The organism is Streptomyces sp. NBC_01451 (genome assembly GCF_036227485.1).
Taxonomy (GTDB): domain Bacteria; phylum Actinomycetota; class Actinomycetes; order Streptomycetales; family Streptomycetaceae; genus Streptomyces.
Window position 1 is genome coordinate 8695151 of the sequence record NZ_CP109479.1, and the last position, 18878, is coordinate 8714028.

General features: G+C 69.3%; 19 protein-coding genes and 2 pseudogenes. 11 read left to right on the forward strand and 10 right to left on the reverse strand.

Going from position 1 to position 18878, the window contains the following annotated elements; translation table 11 throughout:
• Positions 1-114 precede the first annotated feature (114 nt).
• Complete coding sequence (locus OG595_RS38305; RefSeq protein ID WP_329280315.1) at positions 115-537, forward strand: YjbQ family protein; 423 nt, start codon at positions 115-117, stop codon at positions 535-537.
• 476 nt (positions 538-1013) lie between these two features.
• The gene (locus tag OG595_RS38310) at positions 1014-2690 is read left to right on the forward strand and encodes a CocE/NonD family hydrolase (RefSeq protein WP_329280316.1); all 1677 of its coding nucleotides are present in this window, start codon (positions 1014-1016) and stop codon (positions 2688-2690) included.
• Between the two features lie 115 nt (positions 2691-2805).
• Here OG595_RS38310 and OG595_RS38315 read toward each other — a convergent pair whose 3' ends face one another.
• Positions 2806-3048: a hypothetical protein gene (locus OG595_RS38315; protein WP_329280318.1), complete on the reverse strand. Its 243-nt coding sequence runs from the start codon at positions 3046-3048 to the stop codon at positions 2806-2808.
• A gap of 201 nt (positions 3049-3249) precedes the next feature.
• Between OG595_RS38315 and OG595_RS38320 the strand changes: the two are divergent.
• A pseudogene (locus tag OG595_RS38320) lies at positions 3250-3685 on the forward strand (ISL3 family transposase); the annotation flags it as partial.
• On the opposite strand, the gene OG595_RS38325 reads toward OG595_RS38320, so the two are convergent.
• The gene (locus OG595_RS38325) at positions 3618-4010 is read right to left on the reverse strand and encodes a nuclear transport factor 2 family protein (RefSeq protein WP_057616073.1); all 393 of its coding nucleotides are present in this window, start codon (positions 4008-4010) and stop codon (positions 3618-3620) included. The pseudogene OG595_RS38320 and the gene OG595_RS38325 overlap by 68 nt on opposite strands.
• Before the next feature lie 125 nt (positions 4011-4135).
• Between OG595_RS38325 and OG595_RS38330 the strand changes: the two genes are divergently transcribed.
• A complete protein-coding gene (locus tag OG595_RS38330; RefSeq protein ID WP_329280322.1) occupies positions 4136-4711 on the forward strand; it encodes a PadR family transcriptional regulator in 576 nt (191 codons plus the stop codon).
• A 70-nt stretch (positions 4712-4781) separates the two neighbouring features.
• On the opposite strand, the gene OG595_RS38335 is transcribed toward OG595_RS38330, so the two are convergent.
• A complete protein-coding gene (locus OG595_RS38335; RefSeq protein ID WP_329280324.1) occupies positions 4782-4913 on the reverse strand; it encodes a hypothetical protein in 132 nt (43 codons plus the stop codon).
• Between the two features lie 569 nt (positions 4914-5482).
• Between OG595_RS38335 and OG595_RS38340 the strand changes: the two genes are divergently transcribed.
• The 3 genes from OG595_RS38340 to OG595_RS38350 all read left to right on the forward strand — a co-directional run bounded on the left by OG595_RS38340 (position 5483) and on the right by OG595_RS38350 (position 8017).
• The gene (locus OG595_RS38340) at positions 5483-6139 is read left to right on the forward strand and encodes a hypothetical protein (RefSeq protein ID WP_329280326.1); all 657 of its coding nucleotides are present in this window, start codon (positions 5483-5485) and stop codon (positions 6137-6139) included.
• Positions 6140-6251: 112 nt separating this feature from the next.
• Positions 6252-6764, forward strand: a complete 513-nt coding sequence (locus tag OG595_RS38345; RefSeq protein WP_329283519.1) for a Fic family protein — start codon at positions 6252-6254, stop codon at positions 6762-6764.
• A gap of 701 nt (positions 6765-7465) precedes the next feature.
• Positions 7466-8017: a hypothetical protein gene (locus tag OG595_RS38350; RefSeq protein ID WP_329280328.1), complete on the forward strand. Its 552-nt coding sequence runs from the start codon at positions 7466-7468 to the stop codon at positions 8015-8017.
• A gap of 149 nt (positions 8018-8166) precedes the next feature.
• Here the strand turns inward: OG595_RS38350 and OG595_RS38355 are convergent.
• A pseudogene (locus OG595_RS38355) lies at positions 8167-9252 on the reverse strand (barstar family protein).
• Between the two features lie 119 nt (positions 9253-9371).
• Between OG595_RS38355 and OG595_RS38360 the strand changes: the two are divergent.
• Positions 9372-10016: a hypothetical protein gene (locus tag OG595_RS38360; protein WP_329280331.1), complete on the forward strand. Its 645-nt coding sequence runs from the start codon at positions 9372-9374 to the stop codon at positions 10014-10016.
• Positions 10017-10318: 302 nt separating this feature from the next.
• On the opposite strand, the gene OG595_RS38365 is transcribed toward OG595_RS38360, so the two are convergent.
• From OG595_RS38365 to OG595_RS38390, 6 genes are all read right to left on the reverse strand, one after another.
• Entirely contained in the window at positions 10319-11008 is a 690-nt protein-coding gene (locus tag OG595_RS38365) for an SDR family oxidoreductase (protein WP_329280332.1), read from the reverse strand.
• Between the two features lie 311 nt (positions 11009-11319).
• Positions 11320-11799, reverse strand: coding sequence for a MarR family winged helix-turn-helix transcriptional regulator (locus tag OG595_RS38370; protein WP_329280334.1), 480 nt, complete (start codon positions 11797-11799; stop codon positions 11320-11322).
• A gap of 11 nt (positions 11800-11810) precedes the next feature.
• Positions 11811-12872 (reverse strand): alkene reductase, encoded by a 1062-nt coding sequence (locus tag OG595_RS38375; protein ID WP_329280336.1) that lies wholly within the window; start codon positions 12870-12872, stop codon positions 11811-11813.
• A gap of 82 nt (positions 12873-12954) precedes the next feature.
• Complete coding sequence (locus tag OG595_RS38380; protein WP_329280338.1) at positions 12955-13860, reverse strand: NADP-dependent oxidoreductase; 906 nt, start codon at positions 13858-13860, stop codon at positions 12955-12957.
• A 544-nt stretch (positions 13861-14404) separates the two neighbouring features.
• Entirely contained in the window at positions 14405-15091 is a 687-nt protein-coding gene (locus OG595_RS38385; protein ID WP_329280340.1) for an amidohydrolase family protein, read from the reverse strand.
• A gap of 500 nt (positions 15092-15591) precedes the next feature.
• Positions 15592-16497 (reverse strand): AraC family transcriptional regulator, encoded by a 906-nt coding sequence (locus OG595_RS38390; protein WP_329283521.1) that lies wholly within the window; start codon positions 16495-16497, stop codon positions 15592-15594.
• A gap of 162 nt (positions 16498-16659) precedes the next feature.
• Here OG595_RS38390 and OG595_RS38395 point away from each other — a divergent pair, with 162 nt between their 5' ends.
• The 3 genes from OG595_RS38395 (at position 16660) to OG595_RS38405 (ending at position 18865) form a co-directional block, all read left to right on the forward strand.
• Positions 16660-16977 (forward strand): putative quinol monooxygenase, encoded by a 318-nt coding sequence (locus OG595_RS38395; protein ID WP_329280342.1) that lies wholly within the window; start codon positions 16660-16662, stop codon positions 16975-16977.
• Between the two features lie 50 nt (positions 16978-17027).
• Positions 17028-17999, forward strand: coding sequence for an alpha/beta hydrolase (locus OG595_RS38400; RefSeq protein ID WP_329280344.1), 972 nt, complete (start codon positions 17028-17030; stop codon positions 17997-17999).
• 107 nt (positions 18000-18106) lie between these two features.
• A complete protein-coding gene (locus OG595_RS38405; RefSeq protein WP_329280346.1) occupies positions 18107-18865 on the forward strand; it encodes an SDR family NAD(P)-dependent oxidoreductase in 759 nt (252 codons plus the stop codon).
• The last annotated feature ends 13 nt before the right edge of the window (positions 18866-18878 follow it).

Below are 18878 nucleotides of genomic sequence, written 5' to 3' on the forward strand. Positions count from 1 at the left end.
AGTAGCCAGGTGACGGGACCACGGTCAATGGTGTCTCGCGGAATGGACCCCCGGTATCAAGGAGCGGGAGCAGGACCGAGGAAGGCCCCCGGTGGCCGCGCGATGATGGGGCGCATGTCCAACGCCTTCACCACCCGAGTCCTGAACATCGCCTCCGGCACGGAGGAGACGGTCGCCGACCTCACCCACGACTGCGAGACCTTCCTGAGGGAGGTGGCGGGCGGCCGGGACGGTCTTCTCAACATCTTCGTCCCGCACGCCACCGCCGGAATCGCCGTCATCGAAACGGGTGCGGGCAGCGACATCGACCTCCTCGCCGCGCTGCACACCCTGCTCCCCTCCGACGACCGGTGGCGGCACCGGCACGGCACCCCGGGCCACGGCCGCGACCACGTACTCCCGGCCCTCGTCCCGCCGCACGCCACGCTGCCAGTACTGGGCGGGCGGCTGGAGCTGGGGACGTGGCAGTCGGTCTGCCTGGTGGACACGAACATCTCCAATCCCAACCGGCAAGTGCGGTTGAGTTTCCTGGGATGACCCAGGGCGACCAGGGTCGTCCTGGGTGCTGCCGCCGATCCTCCTTCCGCTCTGGCGAAACGGGAGATCGGCCGTTGCTGCCTCTCTGGAGCACAGGGTTCCCGCGCGGTGAGTCCCGATCCCACCTCCCTCGCTGCGCGTCGCCGCAGGTCAGATCGCCTTCACCGGGAGCCGGTCGACCTCGCGCGCCGCGAAGTCCCGACCGGGCGGTGAGCGAGGCTCCGGGCGTGGACGCTTCCCACGCACCAGCTGTGAGCTGTGCACATGCGGTCGACGGCGCGTCAGAACGCACGCAGGTGCCGGGAGCGGGCCACTCCATCGCCCCTGCAACGGTCCGATGTGCTGGGCGACGTACTGAACGCGGTGGCGTGAGTGTTCCGGGAGTGCCGTAGTCACCCCCGTTCGGGTGTAGTGCGGGACAACGACCACGTTCGACCATGTGCCCCACAGCGTCGTGGCAGGCAAAGGAGCAGCACATGGCGGAGATCCAGATCGAGTTCGACGTTCCGGCCGAGATGCGTGACGGCACGGTGCTGCGCGCCGATGTCTACCGGCCCGGCGGCACGGGACCGTGGCCGGTGCTCCTGAGCAGGCTGCCGTACGGCAAGCAGATGGCTCTGGCGATCGTCCTCCTCGATCCCCTGGCGGCGGCTCGGCGGGGCTTCATGGTGGTCGTCCAGGACACGCGGGGCCGGTTCGCCTCCGAGGGGGAGTGGGAGCCGTGGACGTACGAGGAGAGCGACGGGTACGACACCGTGCGGTGGGCTGCTGCCCTGCCCGGCTCGAACGGCTCGGTCGGCATGATCGGCGCCAGCTACTTCGGCAACACGCAGTGGATGGCGGCGCTGTCGAAGCCGCCGGAGCTGAAGGCGATCGCGCCGATGGTCACGTGGTCCGACCCGGACGACGGCCTGTGGACGCGCGGCGGCGCGATCGAACTCGGCATTACCGCGCCCTGGTCCCTCATGATGGGCGCCGACGCGCTGATGCGTCGACACAGCACCGACCCCGCCGCGCTCGGCGGCAGCCTCGTCGGTCTCGTACAGGATCTGGACGGCCTGGCGGGCGGCGGTTACGGGGAGCTGCCGGCTGGGCGGTTTCCCGCGTTCGCCCGGCACGACCTTCCTGAGCTGGGCTACGAGCGTTCGCGGCGCGAGCCCGACTGGACGCGCACGGCCCGGGTCGCGGGCCGGCACGACGAGGTCGACCTGCCCACCTTCCAGGTCGGCGGCTGGTACGACATCTTCACCCAGGGCACGCTCGACAACTTCACCGCCATGCGCCGGGCCGGCCGGTCCGCCACGCTGATCATGGGTCCGTGGAGTCACACCAACCAGCAGCACGTCATCGGCGACGTCAACTTCGGGTTCAGCGCGAACTCCGCCTTCATGGGCATGCGCGGACCCCTGAACGGCCTCCAGCTCGACTGGTTCCAGCGCACGCTCGGCGAGGGGGAGGCTCTGGAGCCGGACACGGGCGCGGTGCTGCTGTTCGTCATGGGCGTCAACCAGTGGCGCGAGGAGACGGAATGGCCGCTGTCGCGGGCGGTGGACACGGACTTCCACCTGCGTGCGGGCGGACGCCTGACACAGGAGCCGCCCGGTGTCGCCGAGCAGGCCGAGGAGTTCGCCTACGACCCGGCGGATCCGGTGCCCACCACCGGCGGCGCGTTGCTGATGACCGACGAGTTCCGCCCCGGACCGCTGGATCAGGCGGCTGTGGAGGCGCGTGAGGACGTCCTGGTCTTCACCAGCGAACCGCTCGCCGAGGATCTGGAGGTGACCGGCCGGGTCCGGGCGGTGCTCTTCGCCGCTACGGACGGAGTCTCGACCGACTGGGTGGCACGCCTGTGCGACGTCGACGAGAACGGTGTCTCCCGCAATGTGGCCGACGGCATCGTGCGGGTGCGTGCGGCGACACCGGGCGAGGCGGCCGAACACGTCGTGGACCTGTGGTCGACCAGCATCGTCTTCCGGGCGGGTCACCGGATACGGGTCCAGGTCACCTCCAGCAACTTCCCCCGCTGGGACCGCAACCTGAACACGGGCGAACCCGAGGAGAGCGCGACCACGTCCCGAGTGGCCCGGCAGCAGGTCTTCCACGACCCCGCGCGCCCCTCCCGCATCGTCCTGCCCGTGGTGCCTCCAGCCTGACCGGGAGCGACGGGAGAGCCTGCCGATCCGTTGCTCCGGTGGGCAAGGAGGCCGAAGTGGCCATGCCGGCTCGGTCGAAAGGAGGCAGGCATCCTGCCGCAGAGGCGATGACCTCCTACGGGCGCCTGCCCCTCGGCAGACGTCGCAGTGAGGGTTCCTTGGTCAGCAGACCGACCAGGTTCCGCTCGGCCGGTCGGCCGGCCCGCGGTTGCGGGGCCGGATCCGGCGGCGGCCGTCCGGTCGAGTACGGCACCGAGGTCCTGGGCCGAGTGGGCAGGTGACCCGCCTGCTCGATCTGCTGCCAGGGGTGGCCACCGAACTCCGGCTGCTGTTCATGACCACCCACTACGCCGCCCACGGTCCCTTCATCGACGCCCTGCCCAAGCCCCGAGCGGCAAGCCCCGGGGCTACCTGCTGTGCAACCGCCGGCGCATCGAACTACGCCGCCCCGGAGCCACGTTGAACGGCATGGAACCTCTGCTCGACGAGCAACACGGCACCGTCCGGTGGCTGTTGCTCAACCGCCCTGAGCGGCGCAACGCCCTCAAACAGAGGCTGCGGACGGGCAGGCGTCCTCGACGTCCGTATATGGCAGCGGCGCTTGGTGTGTCCCACTCCCGGCTGCCGGCAGCCCTTCCGCACACAGATACCCATTGAGCGTCACCTGCGACGCCCGGTCCGTCTGACCAGGTAAGTCAGGGCTTTGGTGCAGGAGTTGGCGGGCCGGGCGGATCTCGCTCGCCGGCGATGCTCGCGGCGGGCCTGTTCGCCGCACGGCCCTGCGCGCCCTGCTGCGCATCCCGCTGTCAACCGGGCGGACGCCCCGCGTGATCGGCGTCGACGACCTCGCTCTGCGCCAACGGCACCGCTGTGCCGCCTTGGTGATCGATGCCGAGACGTACGAGCGGATCGACGTGCTGCCCGTGGTTACTGTTCGGCGGCCTCTCGGGCGATCTGCTCGAACTGGGCGCCCATGGCCTCGCCGAGCGCCTGGGCGGCGGAGAGCGGTCGCACCATCACCGTGAACTCGTCGATCTTCCCGTCGTCGTCGAAGTGCAGGAAGTCGCATCCCTGGAGTTGCTTGCCGGCGACGGTGGCGGTGAAGACGAAGGCGTGATCGCGGCCGTCGGGGTTGGCGATCTCGCGGACGTAGGTGAAGTCCTCGAAGACCCGGAGCACGCCGCGCAGGATCGCCGCGGTGATGGCCTTGCCCGGGTACGGCTTGAAGGTGACGGGGCTGGTGAAGACGACGTCGTCGGCCAGCAGGGCGGCCACGGCGTCCAGGTCGCGACTCTCGACGGCCTTGCGGAAGGGGTGCATGAGCCCACCTCTCATACTCAGAAATGTGAATAGGTGCTTTGGAGGTTAGAGGGGCCCCTGAGCCTTGTCTACAGGGAGTCGTGGATTATTAGTCACTTTGTTGATTAGTCTGTTAGCTTGCTTTCATGGCTTTGCGGAACGCGGTGATGGCCGCGCTGTTGGAGGGCGAGGCGTCCGGGTACGACCTCGCGAAGGCGTTCGATGCGACGGTCGCCAACTTCTGGATGTCGACGCCTCAGCAGCTCTACCGGGAGCTGGATCGCATGGAGACCGAAGGGCTTGTCACGGCCCGTGTCGTCGAGCAGAAGCGCCGCCCCAACAAGCGGCTGTTCTCCTTGACGGCGGCCGGGCGGAAGGCCGTCCACGCCTACACCGCCGAGTCCTTGGTCAAACCGGCGGTAATCCGGGACGAGTTGCTTGTCAAGGTGCAGTGCCTGGACGCGGGGGACATGGAAGCGGTCCGGACCGCCATCACGGAGCGCATGGAGTGGGCCACCGCCAAGCTGGCCCGCTACGAGCGGCTCCGGCGGCGCCTGCTCGACGGGCGCTCCGAGGAGGCGTACTTCGCCGAGGCCGAGCGCATCGGCCCGTATCTCACCCTGCTGCGCGGGATGTCGTTCGAGCGGGAGAACCTCCAGTGGGGGGACATGGCGCTGCGCAGGATCGAACAGCGCACGGCCGCGCTCCGGGCCGACGGCTGACCGCGACGATCCCATCCACGCCGTTGGTCAACAAAGTTAGTATCTGGGTGGTCGTGAGCAGCCCGGCCTCTCAGGGGTCGTCGGTCTGCGTCCGAGCGAGGACCGGCTGCGGTTCCTCGTCGGCGGGAATGCGATGCAGTCCCTTGCGGTCGTAGAACCGGGTCAAGGCGAAGCCGAAGGGGCACGCGACCGCGAGTCCCAAGCCCAGGAATCCCCAGCTTCGGGGGAGTCCGGCGTCGCCCTGGGCGTCGTAGCAGAGGATGGAGCGGACGACGTCGGTGATCTGACGGCGCAGGGGCTGGAACTCGCATCAGCGTGCTGCTGAGGGCCAGGTTCTGTACCCGGGTCGCGCAATAGCGGGCTGGGGATCCGCAACGTGCCCATGCCGCTGTGGGAGTCGAGCGGATGCCTGTCCCCGACCTGTGCCCCGGTCGGGGTCGGTCAGCAGCAACGGTGATCAGCAGTGCCACGACGACTACGACCACGTCGCCGACGATCCGCAGACGCGTTGCGCGCAATACGCGAAGGGATGTCGGCGTGCACCTCAAAGTGTGCAGCCGCCCACAGATGAACGTGCCTGGCCGGGTGCCGCCGCCTCGCGCGGAGCGAGTGACCCGACAGCGTCACGCTGCGCGCCATGACAGTGGATCGGCTGCGCCGGAAACATGTGTGACAAAGCCGCGAGCCTTTGGCACGATCGCTCGGTCGCCCTGACCTGCCCGATTCTGGAGGAACGCCACGGCCGTCAATTACGAGCTCGCCCCGGCCTGGTTGCCGTGGTCTGCCGTCGATCCCGACCTCATCGCCTTCGACTGGGACGATGAGGAGGGCTCTCGGGTCGCCACAGTGATTGCCTCGATGGTTCCTCCTGCCGGTGCCGGGTGGGAAGAGGGGCATCGCTTCACCGCCGAGGTCACGGCGCTGCTGGCTGCCCGATACGGTCGATGGGCCTGCGGATGGCATTGGGCGGTCGGCGAGGGAGGTGGTGGTGGCGTCGTCACCAGCTGGTGCTGTACCTCCCATTCCGTGGGCGAGCCCTCAGCGACGGCCGCCGGGGTCGTCGCGTCACTTCTGGAGTGGCGCGACTGGCTGGAGGAGCTGGCCGAGCGGTTCGCGCGGTTGGCGCCGCCCGCCGGGGCGGATGCCGAGGATCGAAGCTGGCACCTGGAACGGGCGGCCACCCGACTGGTGACGGTGGTCGTGGACCGCACGGGTGCCGAATGCGGCTGGTACGGGCTCTGCCGCACGGTGCTGACGTGGTTCCTCTCATCCACGGGCATGGAGCCGGAGACCGCGAAGGACGCGGTCGACGCCGCGATTGGCGGACGGTTCAAGAGCTGGACGACGCCGTCACGGACCCTGGTCGACGCCGTGGGAGAGGATCTTGCCGAAGGCCTGACCGGTGAGCGGCCTTACCGTGACCGTTGACTCCTTGGCTGCCTGGTGCCATGTCAGAAACCAGATCGACTGGGCCTTCGCGGTCGCTGAGACGCCAGCCCCGGTCGAGGCGGCCGTGGATGGCCTGTGCATCTGGTGCGATGTGGGGGACCGTCGCTCAGATCCGGCTCGGGGCGACCGGTTGCTCGCGGCGCTGGCTCAGTCGCGCGCGGACGCATCTCGTGGACGCCCCCTCACCTGGGCGCTTCTGGCTGAATGGCAGCGGCTTGTCCTTGGCATGACCGAGGTTCCGTTCCGGCAAGGCGATGCTTTCGCCAAGGGCGGCCGGGAACGCTACGCGCTCACGCCACACACCCGGCGGGACTTCGAGGACTGTCTGCGCGAGAGCGCCGACCCGGGAGTCCCCTTGGCCTCCCGTGCGGCCAGGGCCTACCTTGACGTGGCCTTTTTCCACCCCTTCCCGGACGGCAACGCCCGCCTCGCCATGCTCACCCTCGGTTATGTCCTGGAGCTGGAGGGAGTTCGGCTTGATCAGGTCGGCCCCTTGCAGACCACGCGCTACGCGGACGACGCCGTCGGCGCGGCGGATTTGGCTTCCCTGGTCTCCGTCCTCGTCCGCTCGACGCACCACAGGGCGACCAGAGCCCGTCACTGAGACCGCAACCGATCAGGTTCCCTTGACCGGTCCGGCCAGGAGTTGAGCACGTACATCCATACGCGCAGCCGTACGCGGCTGAGCACGCGGATGTGTACGCCGACACCGTAAGGTCCGCGATCTCGTCGTATCCGGAAGGAAGGTCGCCGAGATCGCTGTGGCCGCAAACGTATCGCCGAGTTGGAGGGCGAGTCGGCCATCCACCGTCGGGCTGCCGAACTGCTGGGTGAGGTGAAGTCCCCCAAAAAGCGGTTCGAAGCCATCCGTGCAATGGCTTGTGAGCACCTCCCGGTGCAGCCGGCCCGCCGGTTGCTGAACGTCGCCGAGTCCGGGTACTACGCCCGGCCCAGCCGTCCGCAGTCGAACCGCCTGGTCCAGTGTGCCTGGCCGACCGAGGCTATGGTGGGCGTCCACACCGTTTCCCGCGGCACCTACGGCTCACGCCCGGTCCACGCCGAACCCGGTCTCGGGCTGAGCGTTCACGTCAGCCACGGCACCGTGGAACTCCAGATGCAGTGTGCCGGTCTGCACGGCCTGCCCGGCAACCGGCGCCCCGCGCCAAAATTCACATCACCCCATCCGTCGCAGACCTGTTGGAACGCAACTTCACCTGTCACGCCCGGGACCAGCTGGGGGTCACCGACCGGGCTTGCCCGGAACTTCGACGTCCGAGGCACCTCCACTATGAGGAAGAAACCCTGATGGCGGACATGACGAGTCCGGAGCGCGAAAGGCGGCTGCCCGTCGCGCTTCTGGTAGTGGCCTGCTGTGTGTTCCTGGTCGTCGCCGGGGCGATCCTTGCTGCGCCACTCGGGCTCTCCGGGTTCAAGGACAATGCGCTGCCGAAGCCTCCGAAGGAGAGCCACGGGATCCCCGGCGCCGCGCTCCAGAAGACCTTCCGGCTCGCGGTGCCGGCCGGTGCCCGGGACGCCTCCTACCTGGTGGTCCCGGGCGACGGCAGCGCGGAGAGCAGCCAGGACCTCTATCTGCGCTTCCGCACCACCCCTGCGGGCCTCAAGGGGTTCCTGACCTCGCTGGACAAGACCACCGGAGACCTGACAGCCGATGACGCCGTCCTGGATCAGGACGACATCGACTCCGTCGAGCTTCCCTGGAAGATCGGAACCAAGGGGCACCTCGCCGGCCTCTACGCGGACATTCCCGAGCAGGGCGACACCGTGGGAACCGCCCTGCTGACCGTCGACGAGAGCAAGGTGGCCGCGCCCTTGGTCTACGCCCATGTCACCGTCTAGCCCAGTGTTCTTGGCTGACCGGGGACGCGGCTGCTGCTGTGGCGAGTGGCCGTCTCGACGCCCCTCAGGGCCATTGAGAGAGGGGCCCTGTTGGGCAGTACCACGTCGGACGTGGTGGGCAGCCCCGGTGCCTGGTATCGGGGAATCGCTCATGCCAGGCTGACGTGCATGCCGCCCTCGGCCAGGACATCGAGGAGTCCGGCGAACAGGTCGTAGGGCCGGCCGTCCGGTGTGAGGGTCCGGGACAGGTGTTCGCGTGCGGTCGCGGCGTCCCGCCAGAGCAGGGTTGCGGGGGCGGTGTAGCCGAAGGTGCCGCGCAGGCAGTCGTCGAGTGCGTCCAGACCGCCGCCGAAGTAGCCACCCGGTCCGTTCACCGCCTCGCCGAGCGCCAGGTAGAGGCCTGGTACGTCGGTGATGTGCCGGCCGTCGAGTTGGTAGGCGTGATCTGCGGGCCGGTCGTGGTGGGTGCGGCGGCAGGCCCGTTCCCGGACGAGATCGAGCCAGGCCCCGCGGCGGCGGGTGTCGAGGCCGGCCCAGGTATTCAGAGTGTCCGGCGGCCCGGCGAACCAGCGCTCCCAGATGGGCCGGGCGTAATCGGCAACGGGCGTGAAGAGTTCTCCGTCGAGTTCCAGGTCGATCAGATCTGTCCCGTAGGAGGATGGGTGCCAGGCGCTGACTTCGGCCCACAGCGGTCGCTCGGTGAGCGGCTCGCCCCGGTCGTCGTGTATCTCCAGGGCGGCCTCCTCCAGTTCCAGCGCCCGCCGGGTGCCCTTCGTCAGCGCTGCCCGCAGCCGATCACCCTGGGCGAGCCCCCGCAGGACGAGTGCGGGCGCCATCCGCTCGGGCGGCAGGACACGGGTGAATTACCGGCAGGAGCCCAGCCACCGGTGCCCGTCGTGCACTCGGACGGGACCCCTGTGCCCCTCGGGCGGACCTTCGTAGTCGTCCAGACCGGTGAGCACGAGGCTGTCTGTCGCGAGCAGTTGCCCTCCGCTCTCCGCGTCCTCCAACAGCCAGGGCCCGACTGCCTCGTCCTCCGGCACCAGCCACACCCGGGTGCCTGCCCAGCCGCGCACCTCGGCTCCTTCGCCAACCCAGCCGAACAGCTCGTATGTCCCACGCAGGGGTTCCCCGAACAGCCCTTCCGCTTCTGCGCAGACGCCCCAGGCGTGGCCGTGCGCCGTCCCGGTCAGCGTGTATCGGGCCCGCCCGCGATCGCTCTGGTCCTTACGCACGGTGGAATCATGCCCGGACCCGGCTTTCGCGGCGCAGCCCTTTTCCGCACGGCCGGGGTGAAGCCGTGGGCCGCCAAAGTGAAGTGCTGTCCGTGCTCGCCACGCCGTAGCGTCCTGGGATGAGCAGCTTCAACACGCACCGGAGACGGGTCCACGGCGAGGTCCTGCCCGTGCGTGTCCGGCATACAAATCTGCGGTCCTGCCTCGTCCACTTCGCGCCCTACGGCTTCCGAGCCACCTACCACTACCTCTGCGTCAGCGCGGGTATCCCCAAGGATCTGGAGAAGGATCCGAACTCGCTCATACGGGCCGTAGAGGAGTTGCACCGTGCCCGACAGCTCTGGCTCGCCGATGAACGTGCCTACGCCTTCAGTCGCCGAGCGGACAAAGCGCGTGGCATGCGGCAGGTGAAGGCAGACGAGTCCTGGCGGGGCCGACAGCACGGGTGGGGGAACATCGCCTACTGTCCCGAGCCGACACTCCATCCCGACGAGCCGCTGCCAGTGGTCGTCGAGCGGGTGCTTCGGTCGGCGGTCCCGCCCGCGAAAGCTCCTGCCCTGACGTGCCGTGTATGCGGAAGCCGGGACAACACCAGCGCCTGGCACGACGGTGTCTACCGGATCCACCAACTGTGCAGGGGATGCGGGGTCAGCCTCGCGGTGCGGCGGGCCGACGCGCCCGACCCGCTGTTGGCGGCCGATCACACCCGCCAGTGGAAGGAAATCTGGAGGCTGCGCAACGAATCTCCTCGGAACCCGCGCTGAGCCGGGTGTGGCTCCTCTCCAGTGGACCTTGCCGCGGGCGTGCAGGCAGGGCTTCACCCACGCCGAAGCCGGACTCGCTCACGCGGCGTCGCTGCCCTGTGAGGTATGCGCGGCAGTTGCGTTGACGGAGGTTTGTGGACACCAACAAGGACGACCCCGACCGGCAGGTTCGGTTGAACTTCCTCGGGTGAGTGTCCTGGTGGGACTTCGGGAGCAAGGTCCGGACGTGCTGAATGGGGGAGGGAGCCGATCTGGGAAACTGGTTCCCTTTCGGCCATGGCACGCCCAGTGCGCCGGCGAGTTCACTCCCGGCTGCCCGTCACGTCGGCGACCTCTCGCACGCTGACCGGACGGTCCCAATCGATGTCGATCCGCTCATCGGCCTCGGCCTTGGCGTCGACCGCGGCTGCCAGGTACGCAGCGAGATCGGAAGTGTGGACGAAGGTCAGCGGGACGGTGGCCTTGCCGATCCACATCATGCGGCCCTTGTCGACCGGGTCACCCGCCATGCTGGCGACCTGGTCCAGGAACGCCCCAGGGCGCGGGGCGACGAAGGGGACGCCGAGCTGTTCGAGTTTGTCCTCGGCGAGCTTCTTGTGCCAGAAGTGCGGGACATCGGGTGTCTGGTCGCTGGTGAGGATGCTGGTCAGGACGAATCGCCGGATGCCGGTGCGATGGGCGGCCTCGGCGAGGTTGGCGTTGCCGAGGGTGTCGATGTCGTGGGCGTTCCTGCCGCCGCGCGTGTAGCCGGCGGCGGTGGTGATGACGGCGTCGGCGCAGGTCATGGCGGCCACGAGCGAGTCGATGTCGAGCACGTCGCCACGCATGATCTCCACGCCCCGGCCTTCGAGTCGGCCGGCGTCGCCGGCCGGCCTCACCATGGCGCGGACGGTCTTGCCGCGTTTGAGAAGTGCGTCGACGACCTTGCTCCCCGGGGAGCCGGTCGCCCCGACGACGAGGACCGGGAGGGTGGTCGAGTCGGTGGCAGGCATGGGGGTTTCACTTTCCGTCAGGTCATCGGCGAGGGGCTTGGCGGGCGGAGCAGACGTGGCTGCGGACATGGGCGCCTGCGTGCCGGGCGGGCCGATGGGGGCGGGCCGTGGGTGGGTGGTGGGGTGGGGGGCGGATCCGCGGTGCGCTCGCCGGCGGAACGTGCCGTGTCCGAAGGCAGCCGGGACGGGGTGGGCGCCATGGCCGACCTGGTGGTGGTCGTGGCGCATGCGGGACGGTGTGCACCCCAGTCCACGTGCCCCTTTTTCACGTGAGGTGTGACGTACGGGGCACTGGGGCGCACACCGGGGAGTCAGGCGGACTCTTCTTCCGGCAGCGCGCGGCTGTTGATCGCCTCGGTGATGGCATAGGCGGTCTCGACGAAGGACTGCGCCTGCTGTTCCGACAGATTCCGGGCGGAGGTCTCCTCCAGGGCGTGCCACAGGGCCGCGATGGGCTCGCGCATCGCCCGGCCCTTGTCGGTGAGGTGGACCACCATGACGCGCCGGTCATGTGCGGCCGGCTCACGGACGACGAGGCCGGCGTCCTGCATGCGGCGTAGCGCCTTGGAGATGGTGGAGTGGTCCACGCCGAGGTATTCGAGCAGCTCGGACTGGGACTGGCCGTCCCGGTCAAGGAGATGCATCAGCAGGAGTTCCTGTCCGGGATGCAGGTCCATCGCGCGCAGCAGGGTGGCGGCGTAGGCGCGGTGAGTGCGGGCGAGTTGGAAGATCGCGTAGCTCATCGGTCCTGCGCCGGCCGTCGTGGGGATGCGGGGTTCGGGGGTGGCCATGGTTCGGTTCCTCAGCCGGTGTGGGTGGGGTAGTCGGTGTAGCCGGCCGCTCCGCCGCCGTAGAAGGTCGCCGGGTCGGGGGTGTTCAGCGGCGCGCCGGCGCGGAGCCGCTCGACCAGGTCCGGGTTGGCGAGCGCGAGGGCGCCGACGGAGACGAGGTCGGCCGTGCCGTTGTCGATGTCCTTGGCACGGGCGGGCAGGTCGGTGCCGCCCCGGTTCAGGATCAGCGTGGTCGGCCACATCGCTCGCAGGACGCCCAGCAGTTCCTCGTCGCCCGCGTGCAACACGTGAAGGTAGGCCAGGTCCAGGGGGCGCAGGGCGTCCAGGAGCGCCGGATACAGCTCGGCGGTGTCGGACTCGGCGATGTCGTTGTAGGGGTTCGCGGGGGAGATACGGATACCGGTGCGCTCGGCGCCGATCTCGTCGGCCACGGCTGCGGCGATCTCGACGGCGAAGCGGATGCGGCCCTCGATCGAGCCGCCGTAGCCATCGGTGCGCTGATTGGTGTTGTCGGACAGGAACTGGTGCACCAGGTAGCCGTTGGCGCCGTGGATCTCCACGCCGTCGGCGCCCGCCGCGACGGCGGCCGCTGCGGCGCGGCGGAAGTCCTCGACGGTCGCCACGACCTCCTGCGTCGACAGGGCACGGGGGGTCGGCATCTCCTGGGGCCCGGACGCGGTGAACATCACGCCCGCCGGCCGGATCGCGGAGGGGGCGACAGGACGGCGCCCGTGGGGGGTGTTGTCGGGGTGGGCGATGCGTCCGGTGTGCATCAGCTGGATGACGATCCGGCCGTCGGCCGCGTGCACGGCGTCCGTGACCCTGCGCCATCCGGCGATCTGCTGGTCGTTGTGGATGCCGGGGGTCAGGAGGTAGCCCTGGCCGTCGGCGGAGGGCTGGGTTCCCTCGGTGATGACCAGCGCGTGCGAGGCGCGCTGTGCGTAGTACTCGGCGTTCAGCTCGGTCGGTACCCCTTCAGGTGTGGAGCGGTCACGGGTCATGGGGGCCATGACCAGGCGGTGCGGCAGAGATGTGCCGCCGAGAGTGGTCGGCGTCCACAGGGAATCCAGCATGGGAAATCCTTCGATATGGCGGTGGCCGGCCGGTCACCGACAAGGCAGGGGGTGGTCGTAGGGAGGCGGTGGGCGGACGTGCTCAGTCAACGGTCAGGACGAGCTTGCCCCGCATGTGCCCGGCGTCGCTGATCTGCTGGGCGTTGGCCGCCTGGTCGAGCGGGTAGGCGGTGATGGTGGTGACGAGCTTGCCGGCTGCGGCGTCCTCGGCCAGGGCGGCCAAACGGGCGGTGGAGCGTTCCGGCGACCCCTGGGAGAAGGCGATGCCCAGTTGTCGTGCGCCGAAGTCGGCGATGGTGACGATGCGGTCGGTGCCGCCCCGCAGGGTGATGGAGTCCTCCAGGGCTCCCTTCCCGGCCAGGTCGAACACCGCGTCCACACCGTCGGGGGCCAGCGCCTGCACCCGTTCGACGAGGCCCTCGCCGTACACGGTCGGGGTGGCGCCGAGCGAGGTGAGGTAGTCCTGGTTGGTGGGGCCCGCGGTGGCGATCACGCGTGCGCCGCGGGCCGTGGCGAGCTGGACCGCCAGGGTGCCGACCGCTCCGGACGCGCCGTGCATCAGTACGGTCTCCCCGGCGGCGACCGCCAACTGGTTCAGGACCCGCTCGGCCGTCTCGCCGGCCACCGGCAACGCGACCGCGTGCAGCCAGTCGAGGCCGGCGGGCTTGGGGGCCACGGCGGTGGCCAGCGCGTACTGGGCGTACGAGCCGGTGTCCGACCAGCCCAGCACCTGATCGCCGACCTCCATGCCGCTCACGCCCTCACCGAGGGCGTCCACCACACCGGCGAGTTCGACCCCGGGGACGGCGGGGAAGTGTGTCGGACGGACGGCTTCCATCATCCCGGCGCGGATCTTGCCGTCCAGCGCGTTCAGCCCGGCGGCCTTCACACGGATCCTGACCTGGCCGGGGCCGGGCTGCGGGACCTCGATGTCCGCCTCGTGCAGCACGTCCGGGCCGCCGAACCGGTCGAAAACGATTGCTTTCATGATGACTCCATTCTTTTCGGCCGCCAAAAGTGTGGCTGGCCACATAATTAATGTAGCACCAATAATGTGGCCAGCCAAGTATTCGCTGACGCGGGGGCGACAGCGGCCACCTCGGCTCGCTTCGGGGGGGGGTGGGTGAGGGTCGGTCGCCCTCGGTGTCACCGTCTGCCGCATCCTCGCTGAGGGTGAATCGGAGAGGCGGGCGCACATCGGAGCCTCAAGATCAGCTTTGCCAGGGGTTCCTCGCCAGGGAGTTGAAGGGGCTCGCGCGATCCGTCTGGCATCGTGTTCACGGTGCTGGTGGCGATGTCCGGCAGGGAGTGCGAGCGCATCCGCGACCGCACTCTCGCCTCGAAGGGTGCGAGTCCGTCCGCGGGAGCGGCGAGACCATCGATGGCGCGGGCGTCAGCGACGAGTCCATGCTGCCCACGGCCCTTCACCTGCGCGACGGGGAGATAAAGCCTGCGCGACATCGCCAAGCGGCTCGTCCACCACGCTGACTCTCCTGCGCGCCTTGGGGCGGCAGGTGCTGGGTCCCGGGTGCCTACAGGGCGAAGACGCGGCGGGCGTTGCCGGAGAGGAACAACTCGCGTGCTTCCTCGTCGAGGCCCAGTTGGTCCAGGTGTTCCAGCGCCTGGACGGGGGTGATCATCGGATAGTTCGTGCCGAAGAGAACCTTTCGACGTCCCCGACCGCGCAGGTAGTCCACGAGTTCGGCCGGATAGCGGCGGGCGGTGTAGGCGCTGGTGTCGATGTGGACGTTCTCGTGCTTGTCGGCGACGGCGATCATCTCCGTCGTCCACGGGTAGCCGATGTGCCCGCAGACGATGGTCAGTTCGGGGAAGTCCAGGGCCACTTGGTCGATGTAGGGGATGGGTCGCCCGGTCTCCGAGGGCCTGAGGGGGCCGGTGTGCCCGACCTGAGTGCAGAAGGGGATTCCCAGGTCTACGCAGGCCGCGTACAGCGGGTAGTAGAGCCGGTCGGTCGGCGGCAGCTCCCACAGCCAGGGCACCACCCGCAGGGCCACGAATCCCAGTTCCCGAACCGCCCGCCGCAGCTCGCGTACCGCTTCCATCGGCCGGGATAGGTCGACGCCCGCCACCCCGCGCAGCATGCCGCCCGACCGGGCGGCGAAGGCGGCCACCTCGTCATTGCTGATCAGCGCGCCCTGAGGTCCGTACCAGGCGGCGGACAGGCCGGTCTCCACATCGGCCGCCTTCAGTGCGGCCACGGTGACCTCTGCCGGCAGCTCGTCATCCAGGGGGCCTTGCCCTGTCCACCGTCGCAAGGGCTCGAACATCTCATGGTTGGAGTGGCGCAACGTCGGATGCTGCATCCACGCGTCGATGACCGGCACGGTTCTGGCCCTTTCGTCCGGCCGCTGCGGGAAGAACCTCCACCGCAGCGCCTAAGCGATCGCTTACCTCGATTCTAGCGAGGGCCCGATCGGTGGGCTACCGGTCGGTAGGGGTGAGCGTGATCCTGGTCGGTGGCGACAACGCCGATGACCGGTCCGGCTGGTGCCACGTAGTTGTGCCCCAGGTGGAGCAGGCGTACGCGGAGCAAGCGAACGATCTCGTGGTGTGCGCGACCGCTGTCCATCACGGACACGCCGTGCTGCACGTGGACAGCGACCTCAGCCGTGACTGTCCCAGCCCTCATGGGTGCGGCCGTCGTGGCTGTCCTCACCTCGCCTCACCTTGAGTGATTCCTTTCGGCGGGCGAGTCGGCTCAGGGAAGGGCAGCTGCCGAGGGGTGCACGCTGTGACGCAGACGGTCGGCATCCCGGCTGGGGGGTGCGCCGAACTGGCGGCGGTACTCCCGGCTGAACTGTGACGGGTTGTCATAGCCGACGCGGTGGCCGACTCCGGTGACGTCGCCCGGGTGGGTGGCAAGCAGCAGCCGGGCCTCCTGCAGCCGGATCTGCTTCTGGAACTGGATGGGGCTCATCGCGGTCACCGCCTGGAAGTTGCGGTAGAAGGCGGAGACGCTCATACCGGACATCCGCGCCACGTCCTCGACCCGGAAGGGCTGGGCGTAGTGCTCGCGGATCCAGCGCACGGCCCGGGAGATGTGGCTGAGGCCGCTGTCCGCGAGGCCGAGCTGGCGCACCGCCGCGCCCTGCTCGCCGGTGATCACGCGCCACAGGATCTCGCGCTTGACCAGCGGTGCCAGTACGGCCCGGTCGCGGGGCTCGTCGAGCAGGCGCAGCAGCCGGACCGCCGGGTCGAGCAGCGTTGCGGGAGCGTCGCTGACGGCGATCCCCGAGGGTGTGCCGCCGCCGGTGCGGGGCATGTCGCCGGGCCCGGCCTGCAGCAGCAACTCGGCCACGGCGGACGGCTCCAGTACCAGGCCGAAGCCCAGCGCAGGCTGCTCGGGGTCGGCCTGGGTGAACTGCCCCGTGACGGGCAGGTCGACCGATGCGACCAGGTACTGCCCGGCGCCGTACTCGTAGACCCGGTCGCCCAGGGCCAGGCGTTTGGCGCCCTGGGCGATGACGGCGAGGACCGTGCCGGACATGGAGGGCGCCGGCGGATCCGGCCGGTCGACCTTCGAGATGAGAACGCCGTCGATGGCGGTGGTCCAGTCGGGACGGGCATGCCGGTCGAGCAGGCTGCGGAGCTCTTCGAGGTACACGCGGTACGTGCGGTGCATGCGTCCATTGCAGCACCATTCCGTACTCCGCCTCCTGCGGTCGAGAGGATTGTGCAAGTCCTAGCGAGCATCGTTCTAACGTTTTCGCAGGTCAGAGCGATTGAATGGAGTCACTTCACTCCAGCGACTGAGAAGAAGGACCCCATGATCGCCAAGTACGGCTTCAACGCCACCCTGACCGCCAAGCCCCGGATGGGCGACCGGTTGGTCGACCTGCTGCTGACCGGCCTGGACGAGGGCAGCCCCGGTGCGAGCGAGCACTGCGTGGTCTACCTCGTCTCCCGCTCCGCCTCCGACCCCGACGTCGTCCACGTCACCGAGGGCTGGACCAGCGAGGAGGACCACCACCGGATCTTCGCCGGCGAGGCCGCCCAGGCCATCGTGGCGCAGATCGACGGACTGCTGGCCAAGGAGTCCGAGTACACCGACTACGTCCCGGTCCGCGGCAAGGCCGCTTTCTGAACCCCAGACCGATCCCCCCGGCCGGCAGCACCCGAAGAAAGGCAACGACCATGACCACGGCACGCCCCGCCCTCGACCCCGAACTCCGTGACCTGCTCGCCGAGATGCCGCTGATGTCCCGGCTCAGCCCGGAAGTGCTCGCGCAGCTGCGTCAGCTCCCCTCGGTCCCCGTCGAGTCCCTGCTCGCCCACCGGCAGGCAGACCGACGCGAGATCACCGTGCCCGCCGAGGACGGAGTCCCGATCCCCCTGTCGGTGTTCAGCCCCACGACCACCGACGGCACCACCGACGCCGCACCCTGCGTCTACTGGATGCACGGCGGCGGGATGGTCATGGGAGACCGCTTCTCGCAGATCGACATACCGCTGGAGTGGCTCGACGAGCTCGGCGCGGTCGTGGTCTCGGTGGACTACCGGCTGGCACCGGAGGCCACCGGCACCGCCCTGGTCGACGACTGTTACCGGGGACTGCTCTGGATCGCCGAGCACTCCGCCGAACTGGGCATCGACCCCGCCCGGATCGTCGTCGCGGGTGCCAGCGCGGGCGGCGGCCTCGCCGCCGGCGTCACCCTGATGGCCCGTGACCTCGGCACCCCGGCGATCGCCGCGCAGATGCTGATCTGTCCCATGCTCGACCACCGCAACACCAGCACCTCCAGCCGCCAGTACTCCGACGGGCCCGGCGTCTGGACGCGCGAGATGAACGAGTTCGGATGGCGCGCCGTCCTCGGCGACCTCACCGACGACCAGGTACCCGCATACGTCTCACCCGCGCTGGCCGACGACCTCTCGGGCCTGCCGACCACCTACCTCGACACCGGGTCCGCCGAAGTGTTCCGAGACGAGGTCGGCGACTACGCCACCCGCATCTGGGCGGCCGGCGGCCAGGCCGAACTCCACGTCTGGGCCGGCGGTTTCCACGGCTTCGACGCGCTGTACCCGCAGGCGCACATCTCGGCGACGGCCCGCCGGACCCGTACCGACTGGCTGGCCCGGGTTCTGCCCTCGGACTCCGCCGCATAGCGCCACCGGCTCACCCACCCCACACGCACGACCCCCGACACACGACCCCCGACACACGACCCCCGACACACGACCCCCGACACACGATCCCGTTCAGGAGGAACACCATGAAGGTCGCCATCGTCACGGGCGCGAGCTCCGGTATCGGACAGAGCGCCGCGATCGAGATCGCCAGGCGCGGAACCGGCGTAGTCCTGACCTACGGCAGCAACCGGCAAGGAGGGCTGGAGACGGCAGCCGCCATCAAGAAGGAGGGCGGCACGGCCGTCGCAATCCCGCTGGACGTCGGCGAGACCGCCACCTTCGCGGCCTTCCGCGACACGGTGGCCGACGTACTGCGCGGGACCTGGCAACGTGACACATTCGACTACCTGGTCAACAACGCCGGTTTCGCGCAGACTTCGTTGATCGAGGACACGACCGAGGAGACGTTCGACAGGCTCATGCGGGTACTGCTCAGGGGGCCGTACTTCCTGACGCAGAGGCTGCTGCCCCTGATGGCGAACGGTGGGGCCATCGTGAACACGAGCAGTAACTCGACGGCGGTCGTCGGCCTGGAGCCCGGCTACTCGGCCTATGCGTCCATGAAGGGCGGCCTGGACGTGTTGACGCGTTACATGGCCAAGGAATTCAGCGCGCGGGGCATCCGCGTCAACGCCGTCTCGCCGGGATCGACCCGCACCCGGATCGCCGACGACGCCTTCACCCGGTTCCCCGAGGTCGTCCCGGCCCTCGCCGCGAGGACCGCTCTCGGCCGGGTCGGAGAGCCCGACGACATCGGCGCGATGATCGCCACCCTGGTCTCCGACGAGAGTCGCTGGGTCACCGGTCAGAACATCGAGGTATCGGGCGGCTACAACCTTTAGCCGGGACCCGTCG

Coding starts and splice junctions, on each gene's coding strand:
- OG595_RS38400 (WP_329280344.1), top strand. CDS start 17,028: ATGACCACGGCACGCCCCGCCCTCGACCCCGAACTCCGTGACCTGCTC.
- OG595_RS38360 (WP_329280331.1), top strand. CDS start 9,372: ATGAGCAGCTTCAACACGCACCGGAGACGGGTCCACGGCGAGGTCCTG.
- OG595_RS38350 (WP_329280328.1), top strand. CDS start 7,466: ATGGCGGACATGACGAGTCCGGAGCGCGAAAGGCGGCTGCCCGTCGCG.
- OG595_RS38395 (WP_329280342.1), top strand. CDS start 16,660: ATGATCGCCAAGTACGGCTTCAACGCCACCCTGACCGCCAAGCCCCGG.
- OG595_RS38380 (WP_329280338.1), bottom strand. CDS start 13,860: ATGAAAGCAATCGTTTTCGACCGGTTCGGCGGCCCGGACGTGCTGCAC.
- OG595_RS38310 (WP_329280316.1), top strand. CDS start 1,014: ATGGCGGAGATCCAGATCGAGTTCGACGTTCCGGCCGAGATGCGTGAC.
- OG595_RS38370 (WP_329280334.1), bottom strand. CDS start 11,799: ATGGCCACCCCCGAACCCCGCATCCCCACGACGGCCGGCGCAGGACCG.
- OG595_RS38325 (WP_057616073.1), bottom strand. CDS start 4,010: ATGCACCCCTTCCGCAAGGCCGTCGAGAGTCGCGACCTGGACGCCGTG.
- OG595_RS38305 (WP_329280315.1), top strand. CDS start 115: ATGTCCAACGCCTTCACCACCCGAGTCCTGAACATCGCCTCCGGCACG.
- OG595_RS38365 (WP_329280332.1), bottom strand. CDS start 11,008: ATGCCTGCCACCGACTCGACCACCCTCCCGGTCCTCGTCGTCGGGGCG.
- OG595_RS38375 (WP_329280336.1), bottom strand. CDS start 12,872: ATGCTGGATTCCCTGTGGACGCCGACCACTCTCGGCGGCACATCTCTG.
- OG595_RS38330 (WP_329280322.1), top strand. CDS start 4,136: ATGGCTTTGCGGAACGCGGTGATGGCCGCGCTGTTGGAGGGCGAGGCG.
- OG595_RS38405 (WP_329280346.1), top strand. CDS start 18,107: ATGAAGGTCGCCATCGTCACGGGCGCGAGCTCCGGTATCGGACAGAGC.